Origin of the sequence: Streptosporangium roseum DSM 43021 (assembly GCF_000024865.1) — a bacterium.
GTDB lineage: Bacteria > Actinomycetota > Actinomycetes > Streptosporangiales > Streptosporangiaceae > Streptosporangium > Streptosporangium roseum.
Window position 1 is genome coordinate 5906040 of the sequence record NC_013595.1, and the last position, 21218, is coordinate 5927257.

Annotated in this window: 22 protein-coding genes; 11 read left to right on the top strand and 11 right to left on the bottom strand. The window is 72.1% G+C overall.

The window, feature by feature from the left end:
* Window positions 1-78: 78 nt before the first annotated feature.
* On the top strand, window positions 79-597 hold the full coding sequence (locus tag SROS_RS25955; protein WP_012891887.1) for a GbsR/MarR family transcriptional regulator: 519 nt from the start codon (window positions 79-81) through the stop codon (window positions 595-597).
* Here SROS_RS25955 and SROS_RS25960 read toward each other — a convergent pair.
* Both SROS_RS25960 and SROS_RS25965 read right to left on the bottom strand, forming a co-directional pair.
* On the bottom strand, window positions 526-2115 hold the full coding sequence (locus tag SROS_RS25960; RefSeq protein WP_012891888.1) for an ABC transporter permease: 1590 nt from the start codon (window positions 2113-2115) through the stop codon (window positions 526-528). The genes SROS_RS25955 and SROS_RS25960 overlap by 72 nt on opposite strands.
* On the bottom strand, window positions 2112-3035 hold the full coding sequence (locus tag SROS_RS25965; protein WP_012891889.1) for an ABC transporter ATP-binding protein: 924 nt from the start codon (window positions 3033-3035) through the stop codon (window positions 2112-2114). Before SROS_RS25965 ends, SROS_RS25960 begins: the two co-directional genes overlap by 4 nt.
* A gap of 259 nt (window positions 3036-3294) precedes the next feature.
* On the opposite strand from SROS_RS25965, the gene SROS_RS25970 reads away from it, so the two are divergent.
* From SROS_RS25970 to SROS_RS25980, 3 genes are all read left to right on the top strand, one after another.
* Window positions 3295-3633 (top strand): PadR family transcriptional regulator, encoded by a 339-nt coding sequence (locus SROS_RS25970; RefSeq protein WP_043652964.1) that lies wholly within the window; start codon window positions 3295-3297, stop codon window positions 3631-3633.
* A complete protein-coding gene (locus tag SROS_RS25975) occupies window positions 3630-4571 on the top strand; it encodes an HAAS signaling domain-containing protein (RefSeq protein WP_012891891.1) in 942 nt (313 codons plus the stop codon). The genes SROS_RS25970 and SROS_RS25975 overlap by 4 nt, the downstream gene beginning before the upstream one ends.
* Window positions 4572-4751: 180 nt before the next feature.
* Entirely contained in the window at window positions 4752-5054 is a 303-nt protein-coding gene (locus SROS_RS25980; protein WP_012891892.1) for a helix-hairpin-helix domain-containing protein, read from the top strand.
* Here the strand turns inward: SROS_RS25980 and SROS_RS49955 are convergent.
* Entirely contained in the window at window positions 5009-5266 is a 258-nt protein-coding gene (locus SROS_RS49955; RefSeq protein ID WP_148269206.1) for a hypothetical protein, read from the bottom strand. The genes SROS_RS25980 and SROS_RS49955 overlap by 46 nt on opposite strands.
* Before the next feature lie 342 nt (window positions 5267-5608).
* Here SROS_RS49955 and SROS_RS25985 point away from each other — a divergent pair, with 342 nt between their 5' ends.
* Both SROS_RS25985 and SROS_RS25990 read left to right on the top strand, forming a co-directional pair.
* On the top strand, window positions 5609-6799 hold the full coding sequence (locus tag SROS_RS25985; protein WP_012891893.1) for a Cmx/CmrA family chloramphenicol efflux MFS transporter: 1191 nt from the start codon (window positions 5609-5611) through the stop codon (window positions 6797-6799).
* Between the two features lie 289 nt (window positions 6800-7088).
* Window positions 7089-7925, top strand: coding sequence for an NAD(P)H-binding protein (locus tag SROS_RS25990; RefSeq protein WP_012891894.1), 837 nt, complete (start codon window positions 7089-7091; stop codon window positions 7923-7925).
* A gap of 41 nt (window positions 7926-7966) precedes the next feature.
* On the opposite strand, the gene SROS_RS25995 is transcribed toward SROS_RS25990, so the two are convergent.
* Window positions 7967-8530, bottom strand: a complete 564-nt coding sequence (locus SROS_RS25995; RefSeq protein ID WP_012891895.1) for a GNAT family N-acetyltransferase — start codon at window positions 8528-8530, stop codon at window positions 7967-7969.
* Window positions 8531-8668: 138 nt separating this feature from the next.
* On the opposite strand from SROS_RS25995, the gene SROS_RS26000 reads away from it, so the two are divergent.
* Window positions 8669-9079: a VOC family protein gene (locus SROS_RS26000; protein ID WP_043656711.1), complete on the top strand. Its 411-nt coding sequence runs from the start codon at window positions 8669-8671 to the stop codon at window positions 9077-9079.
* 177 nt (window positions 9080-9256) lie between these two features.
* Here the strand turns inward: SROS_RS26000 and SROS_RS26005 are convergent, their stop codons facing one another.
* On the bottom strand, window positions 9257-10240 hold the full coding sequence (locus tag SROS_RS26005) for a helix-turn-helix transcriptional regulator (protein WP_012891897.1): 984 nt from the start codon (window positions 10238-10240) through the stop codon (window positions 9257-9259).
* Window positions 10241-10297: 57 nt separating this feature from the next.
* Between SROS_RS26005 and SROS_RS26010 the strand changes: the two genes are divergently transcribed.
* Together SROS_RS26010 and SROS_RS26015 are read left to right on the top strand one after the other, a co-directional pair.
* Window positions 10298-11056, top strand: a complete 759-nt coding sequence (locus SROS_RS26010) for a DeoR/GlpR family DNA-binding transcription regulator (protein WP_043652967.1) — start codon at window positions 10298-10300, stop codon at window positions 11054-11056.
* 15 nt (window positions 11057-11071) lie between these two features.
* The gene (locus SROS_RS26015) at window positions 11072-12259 is read left to right on the top strand and encodes an MFS transporter (protein WP_012891899.1); all 1188 of its coding nucleotides are present in this window, start codon (window positions 11072-11074) and stop codon (window positions 12257-12259) included.
* Window positions 12260-12322: 63 nt separating this feature from the next.
* Here the strand turns inward: SROS_RS26015 and SROS_RS26020 are convergent, their stop codons facing one another.
* Window positions 12323-13081 carry a TSUP family transporter gene (locus tag SROS_RS26020; protein ID WP_012891900.1) on the bottom strand — a complete coding sequence of 253 codons (759 nt, stop codon included), beginning with the start codon at window positions 13079-13081 and terminating at the stop codon, window positions 12323-12325.
* 125 nt (window positions 13082-13206) lie between these two features.
* Here SROS_RS26020 and SROS_RS26025 point away from each other — a divergent pair, with 125 nt between their 5' ends.
* A complete protein-coding gene (locus SROS_RS26025; RefSeq protein WP_012891901.1) occupies window positions 13207-14433 on the top strand; it encodes a sensor histidine kinase in 1227 nt (408 codons plus the stop codon).
* Window positions 14434-14665: 232 nt separating this feature from the next.
* Here SROS_RS26025 and SROS_RS26030 read toward each other — a convergent pair whose 3' ends face one another.
* Window positions 14666-15244, bottom strand: a complete 579-nt coding sequence (locus SROS_RS26030; protein WP_012891902.1) for a DinB family protein — start codon at window positions 15242-15244, stop codon at window positions 14666-14668.
* A gap of 62 nt (window positions 15245-15306) precedes the next feature.
* On the opposite strand from SROS_RS26030, the gene SROS_RS26035 reads away from it, so the two are divergent.
* Window positions 15307-16305 carry a helix-turn-helix transcriptional regulator gene (locus tag SROS_RS26035; RefSeq protein ID WP_012891903.1) on the top strand — a complete coding sequence of 333 codons (999 nt, stop codon included), beginning with the start codon at window positions 15307-15309 and terminating at the stop codon, window positions 16303-16305.
* Between the two features lie 141 nt (window positions 16306-16446).
* Here the strand turns inward: SROS_RS26035 and SROS_RS51725 are convergent, their stop codons facing one another.
* The 4 genes from SROS_RS51725 to SROS_RS26055 all read right to left on the bottom strand — a co-directional run bounded on the left by SROS_RS51725 (window position 16447) and on the right by SROS_RS26055 (window position 21124).
* Entirely contained in the window at window positions 16447-17445 is a 999-nt protein-coding gene (locus SROS_RS51725; RefSeq protein WP_012891904.1) for a hypothetical protein, read from the bottom strand.
* Window positions 17446-17628: 183 nt separating this feature from the next.
* A complete protein-coding gene (locus SROS_RS26045; RefSeq protein WP_012891905.1) occupies window positions 17629-19167 on the bottom strand; it encodes a glycoside hydrolase family 13 protein in 1539 nt (512 codons plus the stop codon).
* 39 nt (window positions 19168-19206) lie between these two features.
* Complete coding sequence (locus SROS_RS26050; protein ID WP_012891906.1) at window positions 19207-20190, bottom strand: carbohydrate ABC transporter permease; 984 nt, start codon at window positions 20188-20190, stop codon at window positions 19207-19209.
* Window positions 20191-20206: 16 nt separating this feature from the next.
* A complete protein-coding gene (locus SROS_RS26055) occupies window positions 20207-21124 on the bottom strand; it encodes a carbohydrate ABC transporter permease (RefSeq protein ID WP_012891907.1) in 918 nt (305 codons plus the stop codon).
* Window positions 21125-21218: the final 94 nt, after the last annotated feature.

Below are 21218 nucleotides of genomic sequence, written 5' to 3' on the forward strand. Positions count from 1 at the left end.
TCAGGTCGGCGAGCGGGTCCTCGACGGCTCCACGAGGCGTCCCTTCATGCATTTCGTGAACTGTGTAAACTCAACCGGATGACACCCGACGCCCAGGGCTTCCTGGAGCGGTTCGCCATGATCATGTCCGAGTCCGGCTATCCCCGGATGGCGGCCAGGGTCTTTGCCGCGCTGCTCGTCTCCGACGATGGCAGGCTCACCGCCGCCGAGCTCGCCGAGCGGCTCCAGGTGGGACCGCCGGCGATCTCCGGCGCGGTGAAATACCTGATGCATGTGGGAATGGTGGCCCGCGAGCGCGATCCGGGAGAACGGCGTGACCGTTACCGCGTCGATCAGGTGGCGTGGTTCACGGCGGCCATGTCCAGCGACGAGATCTTCCGCCGTTTCGAGGAGGGCGCCCGGGAAGGGCTTGAGGTGTTCGATCAGGACACACCTGTGGGAGCCCGCCTGGAGGAGATCCGGCGTTTCTTCGCCTTTCTGCGCCGAGAGGTCCCCCAGCTGATGGACAAGTGGCGGGAGCTGGAGTCACGCGATGTCGCGGCGGCGCAGACCGGCCAGCCCGGTGGCGCCCAGGGCGACGGCGACCACGGTCATTAGGAGCAGCGGTGCCACTGCCGTCTGGCCGAGGATGATCCACGGCACGTGCACGAACGGGATGATGTTCAGCACCGACTCGTCGACCTGCCCCAGAGTGCCGAGCACGTCGAGCAGGATGAACGCCACCCAGATCCCCCACGCGGCCGTGGACAGCCGGGGCAGCAGCCCGGCCAGGACGACCGCGATCCCCGTCATCACCCAGACGGCGGGCAGGTAGGCCAGCGCGGCCCCCAGCACCAGCGGGAACTTGCCCGGGTCGCCGCCGCGCGCGCTGTAGGCGAGTCCGGTGGCCGCGCCCAGCGCCACCATTGCCGCCGCGGGCGCGACCACCGCCATGAACAGATGGCTGAGCGCCCACCGGATGCGGCTCGTCGGGGTCACCAGCACCAGGTCGGCGCGCCCCGCCGTCTCCTCCGTCCGCAGCCGGAGCGCGGACAGGATGCCGTAGGCGGCGATGATCCAGGCGAGCATGGACAGCAGGTAGTTGACGAAGAAGTCGGCCGGCTCGGCGTCCCCGCCCCCCACCCTGGCGATCATCTCCATGATCTGCGGAGCGTCGATCTGGCCTTCGATCCCGCCGGAGACGGCACCGCCGAGCGCGAGGCCGCCCGCCGCGAACCCGGCGATCCAGGCCACCAGCTGACCGCGGTGCAGCCGCCAGGCCAGGGCCGGCGCGCTGCGCAGCCCGGGCGCCGCCGCTACGGGCCCGAGCCGTGCAGGCAGCACACCGGCGGCCAGGTCGCGGCGGGACGACAGCCGGTAGGCCGTGCCTGCCAGCGCGACGACCAGGGCCAGCAGGAGCGCGAAGACCCACCAGCGCTCGCCCGCGAACGGCCGTACCCGCAGCGTCCAGCCCAGCGGCGACGCCCACGACAGCCAGGCCACCCCGCCCGCGTCGCCGACCGCTCGGATCAGGAAGAAGACGGCGAACACCCCGATGCCTATCCCCCTGGCCGCGGCCACGCTCTCCGTGAGCTGCGCGGCGAGGGCGCCGACCGCGGCGAAGGTCCATCCGGCGGCGGCCAGCGACAGGGCCAGCGCGAAGGAGCCGGAGGCGGGCAGCCCCACGCCGGTGAGCGCGCCCGCCATGAGGACGGCGATCACCAGGTTGGCGGCGAGCACCACGGCCAGCGCCGCGGTCAACGGCGCGTGCCTGCCCACCACTCCCGCGGCGGCGAGTTCGCGGCGGCCCGATTCCTCCTCGCCCCTGCTGTGCCGGATCATCAGGAGCATGCTCACCAGCCCGAGCAGCATGCCACCCGAACTGGTCACGGTGTGTGCGGTCAGCCCGCCCACGCTCGCCTCGAACACCGGGCCGCGCATGGCCGCCTGCGAGGGGTTGGCCATCGCCGCGTCGCCCACGCCGCGCAGGGCCTCGGCGGTCGGGTAGAGCCCGGCGGTGCTGCCGGCGATGCTCGACGGGTAGAGCGCGGCGGGCAGGCCCCACAGGGGGAGGATGAGGCGGTCGCGGCGGACGACGAGCCGGGCGAGTACGCCGGTTCCCGTCAGGGCGCTCATGAAGTGGCCTCCGTCCGAGGCTCGTGCCCGCCGCTCCGAGCCGGCGTGTAGTGCCGCATGAACAGGTCCTCCAACGTCGGGGGCGCCGCGGTGACGCCGCGCAGCCCCAGCGCGGTCAGCCGCTGGAACAGCTCGTCGAGATGACGGGGCTCGACCTGGCAGCTGACCCGCATGCCCTCGATGTGGAGATCACTCACTCCGGGTAGTTCCGCCAGGCCGTACGGCGGGCTCGCCACCTCAGCGACCACGGACGTGCTGGTCAGGTGGCGCAGCTCCACCAGCGTTCCCGACTCCACCGTGCGACCGCCCCTGATGATGCTCACCCGATCGCAGAGCGCCTCCACCTCCGACAGGATGTGGCTGGACAGCAGCACGGTACGGCCACGCGCCTTCTCCTCGGCCACGCTGTCCCTGAAGACCGCTTCCATGAGCGGGTCCAGGCCGGAGGTCGGCTCGTCGAGGATGAGCAGTTCCACGTCGGAGGCCAGCGCGGCGACCAGGGCCACCTTCTGCCGGTTGCCCTTGGAGTAGGCCCGGCCTTTCTTGCGCAGGTCCAGCTCGAACCGGTCGACCATGCTCGCCTTGCGCTGCTCGTCGACTCCGCCGCGCAGCCGTCCCAGCAGGTCGATCACCTCGCCGCCCGAGAGGTTGGGCCACAGGGTGACGTCGCCGGGCACGTACGCCAGCCGGCGGTGCAGATCGGTGGCGTCGGCCCAGGGGTCGCCGCCGAGCAGCCGTGCTCTGCCCGCGTCGGCGCGCATCAGGCCGAGCAGGATCCGGATGGTCGTGGACTTGCCGGCGCCGTTGGGGCCGAGGAAGCCGTGGACCTCGCCCCTGCGGACATCCAGGTCGAGGCCGTCCAGCGCACGCGTCCGGCCGAACGTCTTGACGAGGCCGGACACGTGGATCGCATCTGTCATGCTTCGCACGCTACATTAAGTTCACGAAATTCATGAAGAATATGAAATAACGATCCGCGACCGGCGCATCCTTGGGCACTGCGCCGCCGCCTCCCACCCGGGCGATCGGACACGAGCCACGGGAGACCCCTTCCGCCTTTCCCGATCACCCCTCGCCGAGGAGCGCACACGTGCCGCCGAGTACGGCAGGCGGGATGCCGGTGACGGCAACATGGGCGGCATTAGACATTAGTGTGCGGCGCACACTATCGTGTCACACGTGTCGACAGAAGAACTGATCCTGAGCCAGGCCCAGGAGCTGCGTCGCGGCACGGTCGTGCTGGCCTGCCTCGCGCTGCTCGACGAGCCGCAGTACGGCTACGCGCTCCTTGAGACGCTCAACGACGCCGGAGTCACCGTCGACGGCAACACCCTCTACCCGTTACTGCGCCGGCTGGAGAAGCAGGGCCTGCTCACCAGCGAGTGGAACACCGACGAGTCCCGACCACGGAAGTTCTACCGGGTCAGCCCCGAGGGCTTCCGGGTGCGCGCCGGCCTGGTGCGCGAGTGGCAGGACCTCGTCTCCTCGATCTCACGACTGACCAAGGAAAACCGATGAGCACGAACACGCTGACCGACCGCTACGTACATGAGGTCGTCCGGCGGATCCCGGCCGACCAGCGCGACGACGTCGCCGACGAACTGCGCACCACGATCGCCGACACCGTCGACGCGCGCGACGCTGCCGACCCGGACTCGGCGGAACGCGAGGTGCTCACCGAGATGGGCGACCCGATCCGGCTCGCCGCCCGTTATGCGGACCGGCCGCTCACGTTGATCGGCCCCGAGCTCTACCCGACCTACATCCGGCTGCTGGTGACCCTGCTGTCCGCCGTGCTGCCGGTGGTCACCGCCGCGCTCGTGGTGGTCGACGTCCTGGACAACAACGACCTCGGCTCGGCGATCGGCACCGGCATCGGCGCGGCGCTCACCGTCGGCGCCCAGATGATCGCCTGGCTCACCGTGGTGTTCGCCCTGGTCGAGCGGTCCCGAAACCGCAAGGGTGCGTCCGCCGCCTCCGGCACCTGGACCCCCGACGACCTGCCCGAGCTCCCCCGCCCGGACAAGCGCGTCGGGGCGGCCGGCGCCGCCGCGGTGGGGAACGCGCTGCTGATCGGGCTGATCGTCTGGCAGCACATCGCCGAGCCCTACCGCGCCGACGGGAACGCCGAGCGGCTGCAGGTGCTCCATCCCGACCTGTGGTCCGGGTGGATCTGGCCGATCCTCGCCGGCCTCGCCGGCCTCGTGGCGCTCAACCTGGTCCGGATCGCCGCGCGCGGATGGACCGTCCGGCTGGCCGCCTGGTACGCCCTCGCCGAAGCGGCGTTCGCGCTGCCACTGGCATGGATCCTCTACCGCCGCGTGTTCTTCAGTCCGGAGTTCCTGACGGACTTCAGCGGGAAGTGGACGGACTCCTTCTACACCGTCACAGCGCTGGGCGTGCTCGTGGTGAGCGCGAGCGCGGTGGTCAGCCGCTTCCGGGAGGCGCGCAGGTAAGGACCATCCCCCTCGAAGCCGGCGGCGAGCGCCCCCGCACCGGCTGAGTCACCCCCGGCCCGGGGGCGGGCCGGGGACTCGCCCACCGCACGCGCCCGGCTCTCCCCGCAGGCCGTACGGATGACCCGGATGTCCGAAACCTGCAAGACGCCGGGACCGCGTGCGTGATGACATGGGTCCATGAGCTCTCCTCACAGGCGCGACGGCACGGCCGGGCAGACAGACCTCCTGGAGCTGGTCAACGTGGGCCCGGCGGTGGTCCGGCATCTGGCACGCGTGGGGATCACCCGCACAGGCCAGCTCGCCGGCCTGGACCCGGTGGAGATGTACGACCGGTTGTGCGCCCTGGACGGGCGCCGGTACGACCCCTGCCTGCTGGACACGTTCATGTCCGCCGTCGAGCAGGCCGGGGGCGGACCCGCGCGCCCGTGGTGGGACTACACCGCCGAGCGCAAGCGCCTGCTCTCCGAACGGGTGCGCTGACGGCCGCCGGCTCCACGGGCCGGCGTGAGATCGGCCGGCCAGGCGGTGCTGAGCCTGGTCTTCCACGACAGCACGGGGGCGGCCAGGGCGAGTGGATCGACGACGGCGGTGCGGACGAGCCGGCAGGACACCCCGGCCATGAGGGCCAGGGCGGTGGCGTCGAGGCCCCGGCCGGGCTCCGGAGCGCCGCTCGACGGGCTCGCGCCAAACAAGTGGACGCGGTGCGCATGACCTTACTAACATGCACCCATGTCCAGTCCCGAGGCGTCAAGACTCTAGCCACCGGTCGTCCGGTGGCCACCTGTGATGTCGCGTTGAAGCTCCGCGACCGATGAGGCCGCGGCATTGCCTGCCGCGACCGCTGCCACCGGATCACCGTAGTACGGGCTGTGTTCGACCTCGACCGCGCGTCACCTCCATGGCGCCGGCGGGTCCTTTCGCGCGGTGGTCGCGCGTACCCGGCTGGACGTCCGCTGTCTCCGACGCCGATCCGGGCACTGCTGCGGCCTGCCGCCGCCTTGTCGATCCATGATGTGGTTGCGGAGTTTTCTGTCATGCCTCTCGCCATTTACATGCTCGGACTGGCGGTCTTCGCTCAGGGGACGTCCGAGTTCATGTTGTCCGGCCTCATTCCGGACATCGCACGCGACATGCACGTGTCCATCCCGGCTTCGGGATCACTGACCTCGGCGTTCGCCGCAGGGATGATCATCGGAGCGCCGCTGATGGCGATCCTGAGCCTGCGCTGGCCGAGACGCCGCGCGCTCCTGATCTTCCTGGTCGTTTTCCTGCTCGCCCATGTCCTCGGCGCGGTCACCACCAGTTTCGGGGTACTGCTGGCCACGCGGGTCGTCGGCGCGCTGGCCAACGCCGGGTTCCTGGCGGTGGGCCTGGCGGCCGCGACCGCCATGGTCGGGCCGGACGCCAAGGGCCGCGCCACCTCCGTCCTGCTCGGTGGCGTCACCATCGCCTGCGTGGCGGGCGTTCCCGCCGGAGCCGTACTCGGTCAGCTGTGGGGATGGCGCTCAGCGTTCTGGGCGGTGGCCATCGTGTCGGTGCCGGCCGTCATCGCGATCCTGCGGTCGGTACCGGCCACCGGCCCCGGCTCCGGCTCCGCCGAGACCAGCGCGCGCGGGGAACTGCGTTCGCTGCGCGATCCGCGGCTTCTGGTCACCCTCCTCCTGGGTGCCCTCGTGAACGGCGCGACGTTCTGCACGTTCACCTATCTCGCGCCACTGGTCACCGACGTCACCGGATTCGGATCCGGATGGGTGCCCGCCATGCTGGCGCTCTTCGGCCTGGGCTCGTTCGTCGGTGTCACCGCCGGTGGCCGGATGGCCGACACCCGGCCCATGCCTCTCCTGGTGGCCGGCGGGGCGGCCCTGCTCGCCGGCTGGATCGTGTTCGCGGTGACGGCCGGGAACCCGGTGGCGACGCTCGTGCTCGTCTTCGTGCAGGGGGCCCTCTCGTTCGCCGTCGGGTCCACCCTGATCTCGCAGGCGCTCTACGCGGCCACCGGAGCGCCGACCCTGGCCGGCGGGTTCGCCACGGCCGCGTTCAACGTGGGTGCCGCGGCCGGTCCCTCGTTCGGTGGCATCGCCATCGGCGCGGGGCTCGGTTACCGCTCACCGCTGTGGGTCAGCGCGCTGCTGGTGGCCCTCGCGCTCGCCACCGCAGGCGTGGCCCTCGGGGTTCGGCGCGGGACGGCCAACCGCCGCGAGGAGGCACCCGCACCGGCTCGGTAGCCGGCGCCGCGTCCGCTCCCACGCACCCCGGAGCCCGCCGCCCGCCGGAACGGCGCGTGCTCCGGGGTGCGTGGGAGCAGGTCCGGGCACCGCTCCCGAAAGCTCTGCTCCCCTGCCCCGCCGTCCGCCGGAACGGCGCGTGCTCCGCAGGCGTGGCCCTCGGGGTCCGAGCACCACTCTTGAAGGCCCTGCTCCCCTGCCCCTCCGCCGGCCGGTGAAAAACCGTTTCCGGCGGCCCTGGCCGTCCCGATAGATTCGGCCACCTCCCCCTGCCGCCCCTGGAGTACCCATGATCGTTGTCTCCGCCGCCTCCGGCGCGCTCGGCCGCCTGGTCGTCGACCGCCTCATGACCCGGGTGCCCGCCGGTGAGATCGTCGCCGCCGTGCGCGATCCCGGCGCCGCCGCCGACCTGGCGGCCCGCGGCGTCCAGGTGCGCCGGGGCGACTACGACGACCCGGCGAGCCTGCGCGCGGCGTTCGGCGGAGCCAGGCGGTTGCTGCTGATCTCCTCCCCGGAGCTGGACCCGGCCCGCCGCCTCTCCCAGCACCTGGCCGCCCTCGACGCGGCCGGGGCCGCCGGTGTCGGCGCCCTCGCCTACACCAGCTTCCTGGGCGCCGCGAGCGACGGCACAGGTGTCACCGAGGCGCACCACGCCACCGAGAAGGCGATCCTCGGCAGCGGCCTGCCGTACACGATGCTCCGTCACCCCTACTACAGCGAGGCGTTCCTCAACCCCGGTCTCCGGGCCGCCGTCGCCTCCGGCGAGCTGACCGACGCCACCGGTGGGCGCGGTCTCAACACCGCGTCACGGGCCGACCTCGCCGAGGCCGCCGCCAACGTGCTGACCGGCGACGGGCATCTGGGCCGCGGCTACGACTTCACCGGTCCGCTGTGGACCTACCCGCAGCTCGCCCGGACCCTCGCGGAGGTCTCCGGCGTCCCGGTCGCCCACCGCGAGGGGCCCGACGACGCGAGCGGCGCCCTCCGCTGGCTCAACGGCCAGGTGCGCGCCGGCGCGCTGGAGGCCCAGACCGGCGACCTCCAGGAGGTGCTCGGCCATCCCGCCACGACCCTGCGGCAGGCCGTCACCACCGCGCTGCGCCCGGCCGCCCCCGGCGGGGCCTGACCCCCGCGCGGGTACGGCGGCCCGCCGGCCGGACCGCGTCCTCAGCGACGCGCCTGCCAGTCGGCCCTGGTCAGGGCGTACTCGACCTCTCCGTGCTCGGAACCGTCGATGACGTCCGGCCAGTCCTGGTGGAAGGTGCGCACCAGCGTCAGGCCGGACTTCTCCATCACGCGCCGGGAGCCGAGGTTGACCGCCATCGTCCCGGCGAACACGCGGTCCACGCCGAGCTCGGTGAATCCCTTGTGGATCAGCGCACGCGACCCCTCGGTGGCGTAACCCCTCCCCCAGGCGGCCCGGCGCAGACGGTAGCCGAGCTCGACCTCGCCCTCACGCGGCTCGTCCCGGCGCGGCCGGAAGTGGAACCAGCCCAGGAACCGTCCGGTGGACCTCTCCACGGCCGCCCAGAAGCCGAACCCCTCGAACCGCTCGTAGTAGCCGAGGAAGGCGGGCAGGACTCTGTCGCGGATCTCGTCGCGGGGAGTCGGCCTGCCTCCGTTGAGGAAGCGCATGACCTCGGGGTCGCCGTCGAGCTCGACCAGATTGTCCTCGTCGGCCCCGGTGAAACGGCGTAGCGTCAGGCGGTCGGTCTCCAGGAAGATCTGCATCAGCCGATTATCGGCCTGTCCGATCGTCGCCTCATCTGGTTTAACCGCCCGCGAGGCTCCTGCCGTGGAAGGACACCGCGGGCCGGCATGTCCGATCCGTTCAAGACCGGCGGGCCGCCGGACCGTACGGTGAAGGGTATGGCTCCTTCTTTCAATCTGATCGGTCTCGTCGTAACCGATATGGGCAAGTCTTTGGCCTTCTACCGTCGTCTCGGGCTGGACATCCCGCTGAGCGCCGATTCCGAACCGCATGTCGAGACGGCCCTCCCCGGCGGGCTGAGGATTGCCTGGGACACCGTCGACACCATCCGCTCCTTCGATCCGGAATGGGCCCCCTCCCACGGCTCCGCCCGGATCGGCCTGGCCTTCGCCTGTGACGATCCGCAGGAGGTGGACCGGGTCTACGCCGACCTCGTCCAGGCCGGTTACGAGGGGCACAAGCAGCCCTGGGACGCGTTCTGGGGGCAGCGCTACGCGCTGGTGCGCGACCCGGACGGCAACGGCGTCGACCTGTTCGCGCCGCTGCCGCAGGCACCGTCCGCCTCCTGAACCGAGCCGGCCGAGCGGGTCCGCCACCGCGAACCGTTCGCCGGGCCGCCGGTGCCGCCGGCCGGGCCGCCCTCGCCGGCGGCGGGGTCGGCCGGCGCCGCGGCCCGGCCGGTGGCCCCGGCCGGTGCGGGCGGTTCCTCGGACCAGGCGCGCAGGATGTGGAGCATCGGCGGGCGATCAGTCCCGGTGCGCGCCGTACAGCCCGCCGAGCTCGGCGACCGTGGCGGCCATCTGGGCGCGCAGCTCGGCGGGCTCCAGGATCTCGATGTCGGCGCCCAGGCGCAGCAGCAGCCAGTGGGCGTGCCTGACCGACTCGATCGGCAGGCGCACGACGACCCAGCCGCGATCGTCGGGCGGGCCCGCCTCGGCCAGTGCGGCGTCGGCGACATCGGCGCCCACGGTGTAGCGGAACATGGCCTCGATGCCGGGCGCCACCCGCACCAGGGCCTCGGCGGTGTACATCCGGGCCCGGAAGTCGGCCGCGTAGCGCTCCCAGTAGGCGGCCAGCTCGAAGTCTCCGGGCCGTTCGAAACGGCCCTCGGCGATCTCGGCGGCGATGATCCGCGACACGCGGTAGGTGCGCGGCTCTCCCCCGCCGACGGCCGCCACCATGTACCACGATCCGCCCTTGAGGACGAGGCCGTAGGGGTGGGCCAGGCGCTCGACGTCGCGCGGGCCCCAGCGGCGGTAGGTCATGCGCAGCGGGCGCTGGTCCCACACCGCCTCGGAGACCTCCCCCAGGAAGGGCGCCTCGTCGGCGCCTCTGTACCACCCCGGGACGTCCAGGTGGAAGCGCTCGCGCATCCGGGAGGCGTGGAAGCGCGGTTCGGGAGGCAGCGCGGCGAGCAGTTTCAGCTCGGCGTTGGCGGCCACCTCCCCCAGCCCCAGCTCGGCGGCGGGGCCGGGCAGCCCGGCCAGGAACAGCGAGGAGGCCTCCTCGGCGGTCAGCCCGTTGAGGCGGGTGCGGTAGCCGTCCAGCAGCCGGTATCCTCCGGCCGGGCCGCGATCGGCGTAGACCGGCACCCCCGCCGACGACAGGGCCTCCACGTCCCGGTAGACCGTCCGGACCGAGACCTCCAGCTCCTCCGACAGCTCGGTGGCCGTCATGCGCCCCCGGGTCTGCAGGAGCAGCAGGAGTGACAGCAGACGACTCGCACGCATGCCGCCCATTGTCCCGCACGATTGCCAAAGTCACACACCGCATGTTCAAATGAACGCATGGAAAGTGCTGATCGGATTCGGGCGATCATGTCCGCGCTGCGCGTCAGCGACACCGTTTCGGTGGCCGAGCTGGCCGTCGAGCACGCGGTGTCGGAGATGACCATCCGCCGCGACCTCGACGAGCTCGCCCAGCAGGGCGTGGTGAGGCGGGTGCGCGGCGGCGCGGTGAGCCTGCTGCTCCGCGGGGAGGAGCCGCCGTTCGGGGTCCGCGAACGCGAGGCGGTGGAGGCCAAACGGCGCATCGCCGCCGAGGTCGCCTCGCTGCTCTCCGACGGCGAGGCCGTGCTGCTGGACGGCGGGACCACCAACCTGGAGATCGCCAGGGCGATCCGCGACCGCCGCCTGACGGTCCTGCCGCTCTCCCTTCAGGCCGCCCACGAGCTCGGCACGGCCCCGCGGGTCCGCCTGGTGCTCCCCGGCGGCGAGGTCCGCCCCGGGGAGCTCAACCTCATCGGCCCCCTGACCGAGAACGCCATCCGCTCCCTGCGCTTCGACACCGCGGTCATCGGCTGCTGCGGTCTGTCCGCCGAGCACGGCCTGACCGCCCACGACCTGTCCGACGTCGCCGTCAAGCAGGCGGCGATCTCCTCGGCCCGGCGCGTCGTCGTGGCCACCGACTCCGGCAAGTTCAGCCGCACCGCCTTCGGCGCCGTCTGCCCCCTGGACCGCCTCGACATGGTGGTCACCGACACCGCGCTGCCTCCCGCCGAACACGACGCCCTCATCGCCGCGGGCGTCATCGTCCGCACCGTCTGACTGGAGCTCCCCCTCATGCACGTCACCACCGCCGACCGCGGCGCGCTCCTCCGCGGCAGGGTCGCGGTCTGCCTGCTCTTCCTGCTCGCCGGCATGGCCATCGGCACCTGGACGGCGCGGATCCCCTCCATCAAGCAGGAGCTCGGGCTGAGCGACGGCCAGCTCAGCCTCGGACTGCTCGGCATCGCCGCCGGGGCGATCGCGGGCATGCAGGTGGTGGGCCGCCTGGTCGACCGCTACGGCAGCGTCAGGGTGATGCTGCCGATGGCCTTCGCACAGAGCGTCGTGCTGATCCTGCCGGCCTACATGCCGAACCTGGCCGCACTGGCACTGGCGCTGTTCGCCTTCGGCGCGGTGCACGGCACGCTCGACGTGGCGATGAACGCCAACGCCGTCGAGGTGGAGCAGGCCATGGACCGGCCGCTCATGTCGTCCTTCCACGCGGTGTTCAGCATCGGCGGGTTCATCGGCGCGGCCGTCGGAGGGCTGCTCGCGCACGCCGCGTTCACCCCCGCGGCCACCTTCGCCGTCCTGGCCGCAGCCATCGCCGTCCTGGCCCTGTGGGCCTCCCGCTGGGCGTTCGCCCCCCCGGCGGCACCCGCCCGGGGAGCCGACACCGACGCCACGGGCGGCGCCGGTACGGCGGGCTGGGACCGCGGCCTGCTCCTGCTGGGCCTGCTGGGGATCTGCTGCATGATCGGGGAGGGGGCGGCGGCGGACTGGAGCTCGGTCTACCTGCGCGACGCCCTCGGCAGCTCGGCCGGGTTCGCCGCGGCGGCCTACGCCGCGTTCTCCATCATGATGACCGCCGGCCGCCTGGTGGGAGACCGGCTGACCGCCCGGCTGGGCCCGGTGACGCTGGTGCGCGGCTGCGGCCTGCTGGCCGCCTCGGGGCTCGGCGCCGCCCTGCTGGCCGACCATCCGGTGGCCGCCGTCATCGGCTTCGGCTGTTTCGGCGCGGGCCTGTCGTGCATCGTCCCGCAGGTCTTCTCCGCCGCCGGACGGCGCGACCCGGCCCGCGCCGGGCAGGCCCTGGCCCGGGTGGCGAGCCTGTCCTACGTGGGCTTCCTCAGCGGTCCGGTGCTGATCGGCAGCGTGGCCGAGCTGGTGGGGCTGCCGCGCGCCCTGGTCATCCCCGTGGTGCTGGCGGCCTTCGTGGCGCTGGCGGCGACCGCGCTCCGGCCCCCTTCCCTCACAAAGTAGATCAATATCTCGGAGTGACGCCGGTCCTCCGGCTCTCCGGGGCTGCGGCAGGCCGGGGCGACGTCAGGCGGCGAACTGCTCGTAGCCCAGCTTGGCCACCATCGCGATCACCACGCACAGCAGGACGACGCGCACGAATCCCGCCCCCCGGCGCAGGGCCATCCGGGCGCCGAGCTGGGCCCCGGCGATGTTGCAGACGGCCATGGCCAGGCCGAGCAGCCACAGCACATGCCCCTGGTAGGCGAAGACCAGCAGGGCGCCCAGATTCGTGCAGGAATTGATGATCTTCGAATGGGCCGAGCCGCTCACGAAGTCCATGCCGAGGATCGTGGTGAAAGCGATGATCAGAAAGGTGCCGGTGCCCGGGCCCAGGATGCCGTCGTAGAAAGCGATCCCGGCGCCGGCGACGGCGATCGCGGCAACGGTCCTCGCGCGGGTGCGCAGGTGCGGCTGGGGATGGGTGCCGAAGGCAGGACGGAAGGTGACGAACAGCGCCACACCCACCAGGGTGACCATGACCAGCGGGATGAGCGCCTCCCGGGAGATCGCCGCCGCCGCCGACGCGCCCAGCCCGGCGAAGACCACCGCGCCCAGCCCGGCCGGTACCGCCACCCCTGTGTCGATCTTGGTGGTCCTGGCATAGGTCACGGCCGCCGAGGCCGTACCGAAGATGGCGGCGAACTTGTTGGTGGCCAGCGCCTGGACCGGCGAGAGCCCGGCCATGAGGAGCACCGGGAGCTGCAGCAGCCCTCCCCCGCCGACCACGGCGTCGATCCATCCCGCCCCGGCCGCCGCCACAAGCAGCAGGACGATCTCCGCCATGTCCACGCCAAGCCCCCGAATCAGATGTCGCCCGGCAGAGCGTATCCGCCCCTCCCCCGCCGGAGGGAGGCGGTCCCTCCCCGGTGGGAGGGCGCACACCGGCGGGAGCTGGGAGGATTACGCGAGTGAGACGCGTCCTGACCCCGCTGACCAGCCCGGCCACCTATCTCGGGTGGACGTGCCTGATCCTGGGCGGCGCGCTGGCGATGCCGTACATGATGGTCGGCACGGTGCTCGTGGGGCTGCTGAGGCTGCGGGAGACGACGGTCTCCACGCTGGTCTCCATCGATCCGGCCGTCTTCGCGAGCGCGCTCCCCCTGATCGCGCTGACCGGGCTGTTCCTGCCGGTGCGCGCGCTGGAGCTGACCGCCGCGCGGGGCCTGCTGGGTGCCCGGATCGACTCCCCTCCGGACCGGCCGGCGCGCACCTGGGCCGAGCGGCGCCGTACCGCGGCCTGGTTCACCCTGCACCTGGGGATCGGCGCGGTGCTGGCGGGGGCGACGCTCGCGCTGGTGCCGTTCGCGATCTGGCTGTCCCTGCTGCCGCTGCTGGGCGACCGGCTCGGGTTCCTCGGCTCCACGGTGGCGGCCGGATGGAGCGGCGCGTGGGGGCCGGCGGCGGCGCTGGTGACGCTCGCGCTGCTCGTCTACGCGGCGGCGGGCGCGGGGGCGCTGCTGGCGCGGCTCGCCCCGGTCCTGCTCGGCCCCGCCCCCGCCGACCGGCTGGCGGCGCTGGAGGAGCGGGCCCGGCGGCTGGCCACCCGCAACCGGCTCGCCCGCGAGCTGCACGACTCGGTCGGGCACGCGCTCAGCGTGGTGACCGTCCAGGCGGGCGCGGCCGGCCGGGTGCTCGACCGGGATCCGGAGGCGGCGCGCACCGCGCTGACGGCGATCGAGGAGTCCGCGCGCTCGGCCCTGGAGGATCTGGATCACGTGCTCGGACTGCTGCGCGAGGAGGAGAGCGGCGACCGCGCTCCGGCCAGGACCCTGACCGACCTGCCCGAGCTGGTCCGTTCGACCGGAGCCGCCGCCGAGATCACCGGCGATCTCTCCGCGCTGCCCGCGCTGGTCTCGCGGGAGGCCTACCGGATCGCCCAGGAGGCGCTGACCAACGCGCTCCGGCACGGCTCCGGCCCGGCCCGCTTGGCGGCGGCCGTCCACGACGACCGCCTTGAGCTGGAGATCCGCAACCAGTTCCGGCAGCGGCCGGGGCGGGCCGGCCGCCGGGGGGTGGCGGGCATGCGGGAGCGGGTGACGCTGCTGGGCGGCCGGCTGGACGCCGGCGCGGTGGACGGGGAGTGGCGGGTGGCCGTACGGCTACCGCTGCGCGGCGGTCAGGAGCCCGTCCGGTGATCCCGGCCCCGGATGACCAGCAGGACCGCCGGACCGCGGACACCGACCCCGGATGACCGGCAAGACCGCCGGACCGCGGACACCGGCCGCTGACCGCCGGCCGCCGGCCGCCGCGGACGTCACCGCCTCCCCGTCCCGCGGCGCCCCGGCCACAGGGCCCGGAGCCGAGATCCGGGAACCTGCGGCCGGGGTCCGGATCCGGCCCTTCGCGGCCTCGATCCGGGAGTCCGTCCTACTCGGGGACGCCGGATTTCGTGTGCAGGTAGAGGTCGCGCAGCAGGCATACCTCGGACAGGTGGTGGATCAGCTCGCGGTGGATGTGCAGCACCAGATCGGCCATGGGCGCCTCGGGGAAGGGCTCCTTCTCCCCGATCGGGACCCTGAGCGCGGCCTCGCCGAGGCCGCGCACCCCGGCCGTCCAGACGTCGAGCTGGGCTTCGAGCTGGTCGAGCGCGGTGGCCGCGCCGCCGGCGTACTCCCAGGTCTCGTACGACGCCGCCGGCGCGCCGAAGTGCGCCGCGTTGCGCGCGGCGAGCACGCCGACGATGACGTGACCGAGGCGCCAGGCGATCGTGGTGAAGGCCGCCGGGACCGGCTCGGGGAAGGCGTAGTCCACCGTGAAGTCCCCGGCACCGAGCTGTACGGGCGCCGTCGAGCTGCCGCGCGGCCGCACGCTCCAGGCATCCGGCACCGGCGACCAGAAGTACTCGTCGTCGGTGAGGCCGTCGAGCCGGGCTCGGAGCTGATGGTTCCAGTGGAACTCCCACTGCTCGCGCAGTGTCCGGTTCCAGTCGAGTTCGTCTGCGTCCATGGAGCCACCCTGACACCCCTAGCGGACAGAATCGGTCCGCTATTCTGGGCGGGGTGGGCGACATGGCCGTGGCAGGCGGTGACGAGCGGGGCACGACGGAGCGGGTGCTCACCCTGCTCGGGCTGCTACAGCAGCGCCAGGTCTGGACCGGCCCCGAGCTCGCCGACCGGCTCGGGGTCACGCCGCGCACGGTACGGCGTGATGTCGAGCGGCTGCGCACGCTCGGCTATCCGGTGCATGCCAGCCAGGGTGTCGGCGGCGGCTACCAGCTCGGCCCGGGGCAGGACCTGCCGCCACTGCTCCTCGACGACGAGGAGGCGATCGCCACCGTGGTCTCGCTGCTCGCCGGCGCGGGTGGCGCGGTCACCGGCGCCGGCGACGCCGCACTCCGGGCGCTGACCAAGCTCGACCGGGTGCTGCCCACCCGGCTGCGGCACGAGGTGCGCGCGCTCTCCGGCTCGGTGGAGTCCTTCGGCGGAGGCCGCACGCCGGTCGACCCCGAGGTGCTCATGACGCTGGCAAGAGTCTGCCGCGACGAGGTCGAGGCCGGCTTCGGCTATCCGTCCGGGAGCGAGGTGCGACGGCGGCGGGTCGAGCCCTACCGCCTGGTCGCCTCCGAGCGGCGCTGGTACCTCCTCGCCTACGACCTCGATCGCGACGACTGGCGCAGCTTCCGCGTCGACCGGATGACCGATGTGTCCGCACGGACCTGGCGCTTCAGCCCTCGCGCGGCGCCCGACGCGGCGCCGTACGTGCAGGAGGGTGTGGCGAGTCGGGTCTACCCGCACCAGGCGCGCTTCCTGGTGCACGCGCCGGCCGACACGGTGCGCGCGCAGATTCCGGCGTCGGCGGCCGTCGTACGGCGGCGAGGGAGCGAGCTCTGCGAGGTGCTCAGTGGCGCCGGCAGCCTCGACTTCGTGCTCATGCACGTGCTCATGCTGGGGCACGACTTCGAGGTGCTCGACCCTCCGGAGCTCGGGAGGCGCTGTCGCGCGCTGGCGGAGAGGCTGCTGTCGGCCGGTGCGGCGATCCCACCGGTGCCGGACGTGGAGGAGTCATGAGCCGCGACCACGCCGGCGCCGGGGAGCGCCTGCGCTGCCTGCATGCCGAGCACGCCGACCCGATCCTCGGCTCCGCCGTATGCCGGGCCGACCAGGCCGGCGACGCCGCGGACCTCGTCGCGGAGACCTCCCTGGTGGATCTCACCCGGCTTCGAGCGGGTCCCAGCCGTGGGCGTAGCGCAGCAGGGAGCCGGCGAGATCCTCGTTGTCGGCGGCCCACACGTCGTCGAACAGGAACCACTGCTGGTGGCCGAAGAAGTCGTTCATGTGGATCGACATCTGGGCCAGGTGGCGGGAGTGCCGGATGAGGGTCCGGTCCGGATCCCGGCCCTGCTCCAGCCCGGCGGTCTCCAGCGCCCGCATGGAGCTCTCGTGCAGGGAACGGTGATCCCCGATGAGGGTCTGTTCCATGTCCGGCCACCGGTTGCAGCGGCTCAACGCCGGCCCGATCCCGTCGTCGCCGGGGGCCGTCAGCGCGCGCAGCACCAGCAGCTCTCCTGGCCAGTCGCCTCCGCGGGGTTCGAGCTCCCGCAGGTGGGCCGCGAGCTCCGGCAGCCGGACCCCCGGAAAGGATCGCGGGACCAGCCAGCCGATGCTCTCGCTGTCACAGAACGTCAGCAGGACCGCATAGGTGACGCCCTCTCCCCCGGGCCGGGCCGGCGCGAGCTCCTCGACCGGGACCGGCGGGACGAACGGGCCCGCCGCCCCGCCGATGGTCTCGGGCAGCGGCCAGCCGTCGTGCACCAGGTAGGCCAGGCGGTCCGCCCGGGTCTTCACCAGGAAGTCGTCGAGGAAGAAATACGCGAGCTCGACCTCGTCGTCGTCGGTCAGCACCCGGACGCTCAACCCGTCCGCCTGCACCTCTCCCTCGACGTAGAGATGCCGCTGCAGGAGGTCACGGAGCTCCTGCCAGGTGCCGGGGGCCGCGAGCCCGTCCCGGCGGGCGGCGTCGAAGATCGTGCCGAACCCGTAGACGGGCCCGCCGAGCTCGGCCGCGATCCACGCGTCGGTGTCGTGGCCCTCCTCCACCACGGCCACCCAGCCGCGGCGGAACCAGTCGAGCACCGTGGCGTCGGGAAGGTGGCGGACCCGCTTGCCGAACGGGCCCTCGTAATGACTGCGGTAGACAAAGAGGGTCATGCCCTCAAGATTCCAGAGGCCCCCGACAATTCCCGGACGGCCACGTGACGGAGGCCGCCGTACCCGCCGAGGCCCCGGCGGCGGGTACGGCGGGCGGCCCTGACAGGGCTCCTGGCGCGGGCTCCCATTTTTTGGGGGGTGACGTCGTCCGGATCGTGCGAGCGGCGCGGCGGCGCAGACCGATCAGGACGTGCGGAGCCACACGGCGGTGTCGGAGGGGAGCTCACCGGCGTCGAGGGGACCGCTGGCCAGCAGGACGGCGTCGTGGGACGGCAGTGCCACCGGCTCGGGACCGAGGTTGACCACGCAGGTGAGGCCGGTCTCGCGGGTGAAGGCCAGCACGTCGTCCCCGGCGTCGAGCCAGGTCAGGGCGCCGTCGCCGAGTTCCTCGCGGCGGATGCGCAGGGCGGCGCGGTAGAGGTTGAGCATCGAGCCCAGATCCGCTCGCTGTGCCTCGACGGTGACCTTCCTCCACGCCTCCGGCTGCGGCAGCCACGAGGTCCCCGTGCCGAAGCCGAACGGCGCCTCCTCTCCCGACCAGGGCAGGGGCACGCGGCAGCCGTCCCTGCCGGCGACGGTGTGTCCCGAACGGTGCCACATCGGGTCCTGGCGGAGCTCGCCGGGGATGTCCTCGACCTCGGGGAGGCCGAGCTCCTCACCCTGGTAGACGTAGACGCTGCCGGGCAGCGCCATGGCCAGCAGCGCCGCCGCCCTGGCCCGGCGGTGGCCGAGTTCGAGGTCGGAGGGCGCCCCGTCCCTGCGGTCGCCGTTGTCCCAGGAGGTGTCGGCCCTGCCGTACCGCGTGACCGGGCGGGCGACGTCGTGGTTGGACAGCACCCAGGTCGCCGGAGCGCCGAGCGGCCCGTGCGTGGCCAGGGTCTGCCGGATCGACTCACGCAGCGCCGCCGGGCTCCAGGGGCTGCCCAGGAAGTCGAAGTTGAAGGCGGTGTGCAGCTCGTCGGGGCGCAGGTAGCGGGCGAAGCGCTCCTGGTCGGGGAACCAGACCTCGCCGATCAGCAGCCGCTCGTCGTACTCGTCGGACAGCCGCCGCCAGCTCCGGTAGACGTCGTGCACCTCGGCGAGATCGGTGTAGCCGTCGGGGTCGCCGCCGTCGAAGTCCTTGACCAGCACGGCGGCCGAGTCGATGCGGATGCCGTCGATGCCGCGGTCGAACCAGAACCGCAGCACGTCGTGGAACTCCTGGTGCACCTCCGGGCTGGTCCAGTTGAAGTCGGGCTGCTCGGGCGCGAACAGGTGCAGGTACCACTGCCCGTCGGGGACCTGCGTCCAGGCCGGGCCTCCGAAGATGGACTTCCAGTCGTTGGGCTCGTCCTTGAACCAGAACCGCTCCCTGGCCGCCGACCCCGGTCCGGCGGCCAGCGCCTCCCGGAACCAGGCGCTCTGGTCGGAGCTGTGGTTGGGCACCACGTCGATGATGATGCGGATGCCCAGCTCGTGGGCTTCCTCGATGAACTTCTCCGCCTCGGCGAGGGTGCCGAAGGACGGTTCGATGTCGCGGTAGTCGGCCACGTCATAGCCGCCGTCGGCCATCGGCGAGGGATACCAGGGGTTGAGCCAGATCGCGTCGACTCCCAGGTCGGAGAGGTACGGCAGGCGCGCGCGGAGACCCGTGAGGTCGCCGACGCCGTCGCCGTTGCCGTCGGCGAAACTCCGGAGGTAGACCTGGTAGATCGCGGCTCCCCGCCACCACGTTTCAGACATGCTGGGACAACTCCTTGCGGTTGAAGATGGGTGACGAGGTCAGCCCTTGAGGCTGCCGGCGGTCAGACCGGCCATGATGCTGCGCTGGAAGACGAAGAAGACGATGATGGCCGGAAGACTCGCGATCACCAGCGCCGCGATGAGGACGTTCTGCGGCATCTGGGCCGAGAGGGAGGCGATGCCCACGCTGATGGACATGTTCTCGCTGTCCGGCAGCACGAGCAGCGGCCAGACGAAGTCCTTCCAGCAGGTGACCACCGAGAGGATGGACACCACGCCGATGATCGGCCGGGAGACCGGCAGCACGATCGACCACAGGATCCGCACCGGGGAGGCGCCGTCGATCTGGGCCGCCTCCAGCAGCTCCCTGGGGATCGAGTCGAAGAACCGCTTGAGCAGGAAGATGTAGAACCCGTTGGCCGCCGCGGGGAGCCAGATCGCCCACGGCGTGTTCAGCAGGTCCCAGCCGAGGATCGGCAGATCCTTGACCGTCAGATAGGCGGGCAGCAGGATGACCATCGGCGGGATCATCAGCGTGGCCAGCATCATGCCCAGCACCAGGTTGCCCAGCACCGGCCGCAGCTTGGACAGCGCGTAGGCCGCCGTGACGTCGACGGCCAGTGTGAACAGCAGGGCTCCGCCGGCGTACAGGAGCGTGTTGCCGAGGAACTCGCCCAGGTTGAGCTGCTCCCACGCCTCGGCGTACACCGCGAAGTCGAGCGACTCGGGGAAGAAGCTGGGCGGCATCTGGGCGAGTTCCCCGGGCGACCTCAGCGCGCCGGTGACCATCCAGTAGAGCGGGAACACGAAGGCCGCGGTGAAGCCCACCACGACCGTGACCAGCACGATCCAGTAGATCACCCGTCCCCGGGGGGTCTTCAGCGTGTGCGGGGAGACCACACCGCGAAACTGCGGCGCGGCCTCCTTTCGGCGCCTGCGCGTGCCGCGCCCGGCCTTGACGGGGGCGGAGTCCGGCCGCCGGGAGGGAGCCGGGGGGCTCGGCTGAACGGTGACGTTCGACATGGGTGCTACTGCCTCCCTAGCTCTGGTTGTCCCGCGAGATACGCAGGTAGAAGGCGGAGAACACCATCAGCACGAGCATGAGCATGAGCCCCAGCGCGCCACCGGCGCCGAAGTCCCCGAAGTTGAACGCGTACTGGTACATCAGGTAGGCGATGGTCAGCGTCGCGTTCTCCGGGCCACCGCCGGTCAGCAGGTACGGCTCGATGAAGACCTGCATGGTGGCGACGATCTGCAGCAGCAGCATCACCATCAGGATCAGCTTGGTCTGCGGGATCGTGACATGCCAGACCCGCTTGAAGAGCCCGGCCCCGTCCAGCTCGGCCGCCTCGTACAGCTCGCCCGGGATGCTCTGCAGCGCCGCGAGGTAAATCAGGGTCCCGGTGCCCAGGTTCATCCACGTGGAGACGATGACCAGGGACAACAGGGCGGTGTCGGTGGAGTCCAGCCAGCTCAGCGCCGGGATGTTCACCAGGTCCAGGATCTGGTTGAACAGGCCGGGGCCCGGGTCGTAGAACCACTTGAACAGCAGCACTCCGACGGCCGGCGGCAGCATCACCGGCAGGTACACCACGAACCTGAGATATGCCTTCGCGTGCCGCAGCTCGTTGAGGACGATCGCCGCCGCGAACGGCACGAAATACCCGAAGACGAGCGCCAGGCCGGTGAACGCGGCGGTGTTGATCCAGGCGTCGGCGAAGGCCGCGTCGTCGATCACCGTGCCGAAGTTCTCCAGCCCCACCCAGGTGGGCTCGTCGACGAAGTTCGTCTGCTGGAAGCTGAGCAGGATCTCCCGCACCATCGGGTACCAGGAGAAGAACGCGAAGCAGATCAGCGCCCCGCAGAGGAAGCCGTACGCCGTCAGGTTGCGCCGTACGCCGCGCCGGAACCTCCCCGGTGTTCGGTGCCGTGATCCCTTCACGGTCATTGTGGTCATCGAATCTCCTTGAGCGTGGATACCCCCGCCCTCGCGGGGGAGCAGACGCGGCGCGGCGGCGCGCGATCGATCTCGACGTGACTGGCGGGGTGCC

Bases quoted from the DNA above. Each gene is read 5' to 3' on its own strand.
- SROS_RS26035 (WP_012891903.1), top strand. From the start codon at position 15,307: ATGGCCGTGGCAGGCGGTGACGAGCGGGGCACGACGGAGCGGGTGCTC.
- SROS_RS25995 (WP_012891895.1), bottom strand. From the start codon at position 8,530: ATGCAGATCTTCCTGGAGACCGACCGCCTGACGCTACGCCGTTTCACC.
- SROS_RS25955 (WP_012891887.1), top strand. From the start codon at position 79: ATGACACCCGACGCCCAGGGCTTCCTGGAGCGGTTCGCCATGATCATG.
- SROS_RS26015 (WP_012891899.1), top strand. From the start codon at position 11,072: ATGCACGTCACCACCGCCGACCGCGGCGCGCTCCTCCGCGGCAGGGTC.
- SROS_RS25965 (WP_012891889.1), bottom strand. From the start codon at position 3,035: ATGACAGATGCGATCCACGTGTCCGGCCTCGTCAAGACGTTCGGCCGG.
- SROS_RS51725 (WP_012891904.1), bottom strand. From the start codon at position 17,445: ATGACCCTCTTTGTCTACCGCAGTCATTACGAGGGCCCGTTCGGCAAG.
- SROS_RS26010 (WP_043652967.1), top strand. From the start codon at position 10,298: ATGGAAAGTGCTGATCGGATTCGGGCGATCATGTCCGCGCTGCGCGTC.
- SROS_RS26055 (WP_012891907.1), bottom strand. From the start codon at position 21,124: ATGACCACAATGACCGTGAAGGGATCACGGCACCGAACACCGGGGAGG.
- SROS_RS25960 (WP_012891888.1), bottom strand. From the start codon at position 2,115: ATGAGCGCCCTGACGGGAACCGGCGTACTCGCCCGGCTCGTCGTCCGC.
- SROS_RS26020 (WP_012891900.1), bottom strand. From the start codon at position 13,081: ATGGCGGAGATCGTCCTGCTGCTTGTGGCGGCGGCCGGGGCGGGATGG.
- SROS_RS25990 (WP_012891894.1), top strand. From the start codon at position 7,089: ATGATCGTTGTCTCCGCCGCCTCCGGCGCGCTCGGCCGCCTGGTCGTC.
- SROS_RS25980 (WP_012891892.1), top strand. From the start codon at position 4,752: ATGAGCTCTCCTCACAGGCGCGACGGCACGGCCGGGCAGACAGACCTC.
- SROS_RS25975 (WP_012891891.1), top strand. From the start codon at position 3,630: ATGAGCACGAACACGCTGACCGACCGCTACGTACATGAGGTCGTCCGG.
- SROS_RS26005 (WP_012891897.1), bottom strand. From the start codon at position 10,240: ATGCGTGCGAGTCGTCTGCTGTCACTCCTGCTGCTCCTGCAGACCCGG.
- SROS_RS26045 (WP_012891905.1), bottom strand. From the start codon at position 19,167: ATGTCTGAAACGTGGTGGCGGGGAGCCGCGATCTACCAGGTCTACCTC.
- SROS_RS26030 (WP_012891902.1), bottom strand. From the start codon at position 15,244: ATGGACGCAGACGAACTCGACTGGAACCGGACACTGCGCGAGCAGTGG.
- SROS_RS26000 (WP_043656711.1), top strand. From the start codon at position 8,669: ATGGCTCCTTCTTTCAATCTGATCGGTCTCGTCGTAACCGATATGGGC.
- SROS_RS25985 (WP_012891893.1), top strand. From the start codon at position 5,609: ATGCCTCTCGCCATTTACATGCTCGGACTGGCGGTCTTCGCTCAGGGG.
- SROS_RS26050 (WP_012891906.1), bottom strand. From the start codon at position 20,190: ATGTCGAACGTCACCGTTCAGCCGAGCCCCCCGGCTCCCTCCCGGCGG.